At 73.0% G+C, this 2,289-nt stretch carries 2 protein-coding genes; one reads left to right on the top strand and one right to left on the bottom strand.

Going from position 1 to position 2,289, the window contains the following annotated elements; all coding sequences use genetic code 11:
* A partial coding sequence (locus ACE3P2_RS01690) for a cytochrome c (protein WP_374260209.1) occupies positions 1-573 on the top strand: 573 nt, incomplete at its 5' end.
* A gap of 21 nt (positions 574-594) precedes the next feature.
* On the opposite strand, the gene ACE3P2_RS01685 is transcribed toward ACE3P2_RS01690, so the two are convergent.
* The coding region (locus ACE3P2_RS01685) for an amidohydrolase (protein WP_374260206.1) at positions 595-2,289 on the bottom strand (1,695 nt) is incomplete at its 5' end.

Genomic DNA, 2,289 nt, shown 5'->3' with positions numbered 1-2,289 from the left:
GCGGCGGGCCCGGCCCAGGCGCAGCTGACCCAGCTGCTGCGCGCCGCGCCCGCCGAGCGCCTGGCGGCGCTGGAGGGCGGGCGCAAGGTGGCGAGCTTCTGCACCAACTGCCACGGCACCGACAGCGTGGCGCGCTACGCCGAGCTGCCCAATCTGGCCGGGCAGAATCCCTTCTACCTGCTGGGCCAGCTCGATGCCTTCCAGGCCGACCGGCGCGGCGAGACCTTCATGCAGGGGCTGGCCAAGGTGCTCAGCGTCGAGGACAAGGCGCGGGTCGCGCTGTTCTACGCCAGCCAGCCGGTGACGCCCGCGCTGGCGACCGCCGGCCCCCGTTCGGCCGAGGGGCGCGAACACTTTGCCCGCAACTGCATGCGCTGCCACGGCGCGGATGCGCGTGGCGGCGAGAACTTCCCGCGTCTCGCCGGCCAGCAGCCCGAATACCTGCGCCGCAGCCTGCTGCGCTACCTGCAGAACGCCCCGGGGCGCAGCTATCCGCCGATGACCCTCGCCGTGACGGCGTTGGGCGAGCCCAACATCGAGGCGGTGGTGGCCTATCTCGCCAGCCTGAAGTAGCGCCCGCCGCCGACCGGTGGGTCAGCGGATGATCGGCACGCCGCCGTCGGTGCCGCCGAACACCGTGGCGCCTTCCTTGATGACGCCGGTGACGCGGATCTCGCCCAGCTTGTCGGCGGGCGTCTTGAGCGGGTTGGCCGAAAGCACGGTGAGATCGGCCAGCTTGCCGGCGGCAATGCTGCCCTTGGTCTTTTCTTCGCCGAGCTGGCGTGCCGGCAGCAGCGTGAGCGCCTTCAGGGCGTCGAGGGGGGCGAGCTGCTCGGCCTCGCCCAGCGGGCGCTTGAGCGCCGCCGCCATCACCGCGAAGGGCGAGGTGTTCGGCAGCGCCGGGTCGGCGTGGAGCAGCACCGGGATGCCCCGCTGGCGGGCACTGCCGGCCGGGGCGAAGCGCGCGGTGCGCTCGGCGCCCAGCAGGTAGTCGCCCAGGGCGGCGCGGGACAGGGCCAGGCGCTGGGGCGCGAAGCTCACGCTGGCGCCGAGTTCCTTCAGCGCGTCGAGCTGGTCGTCGCGCACGGTCTGGGCGCCCACCAGCAGCGGCCGGCGATCCTTGCCCGGGTGCTTGGCCGCGGCGGCGCGAAGGGCGCCGAGGAACTGGTCGATGGCCGCGTCACCGTTGGCCTGCACCGCCACCTGCCAGCCGCTGGCATACGCGCGGGTGGCGAGTTCGGTGGCCGCCTCGGCGCTGGCGCCGGGGTAGCCGGCGAACTGGGTGCGCTTGCCCGGCGGCGGCAGCTGGTAGGGCTGGGTGAGCCAGGCGCTGCGATCCTCGGCGACGCCGTCGAGGGCGAAGCTGACGCCGGCCAGGCGCAGGCGGTTCTTGTAGTACTTGGGACCGACGCTCTTGTGGCCCTTGAGCGCGGTGCCGGCGCTCGCCAGATCGGCGTAGAAGGCGACGTCGAGCTTGAGCATGCCGTTGTCGGCGGCCTGGGTGTAGAGCGCCAGATCCTCGGGCGTGGCGCGGCCCTCGACGGCGGTGGTGTAGCCGTTTTGCAGCAGCAGGCTCTGGCCTTGCTGGATCATGGCCAGCCGTTCGTCCTTGGGCAACTGGGGCAGGGCGCCGAGCAGGGCCGCCGCCGCCGCGCCGTCGAGCACGCCGTCGGGTTCCTTCGAGCCGGGCCAGCGGCCAATGACGCCGCCCGGCGGGTCGAGGCTGTCGCGGGTGATGCCGGCGAGCTTGAGCGCCTCGCTGTTGACGACGACCTGGCGGCCGGCGGCGTGGACGATCAGCACCGGTTTGTCGCGGGAGACGGTGTCGAGGTCGTTGCGGTTGAGCGGGCGCTGTTCGCGCAGGCGGCTGTCGTCGTAGCCGAAGCCGACGATCCAGCCGAAGCGCTGGGCCAGGTCGCCCTTGCTCCAGTCGCGCAGGGCGCGCAGCAGGCCGCTTACGTCGCCCACCGGGCCTTCGGGCGGCGATTGCAGCGGTGCTGCCACGGCGGCCAGTCCGAGGCGCGCCATCTGTCCCCAGCCGTCGATGAAGCCCGGCACCAGCGTCTTGCCGGCGAGGTCGACCACTTCGGTGCCGTCGCTCTTCCAGCGCGCCAGGATGTCCCTGGCCTTGCCCACGGCGATGATCTTGTTGCCCTTGATCGCCACCGCCTGGGCGGCCGGGCGCTTGTCGTCGAGGGTGATGACGTCGCCGTTGGTGAGGATGATGTCCGACAGCGGGGGCGGCGGCGGCGTGAGCGGTGCCGGGGGCGTTGCGCCAGGATCGGCCGG

The sequence above is a fragment of the Zoogloea sp. genome (assembly GCF_041911615.1).
In the GTDB taxonomy this organism is placed as follows: Bacteria; Pseudomonadota; Gammaproteobacteria; order Burkholderiales; family Rhodocyclaceae; genus Zoogloea.
This window is presented reverse-complemented; position numbering and strand designations above follow the sequence as displayed.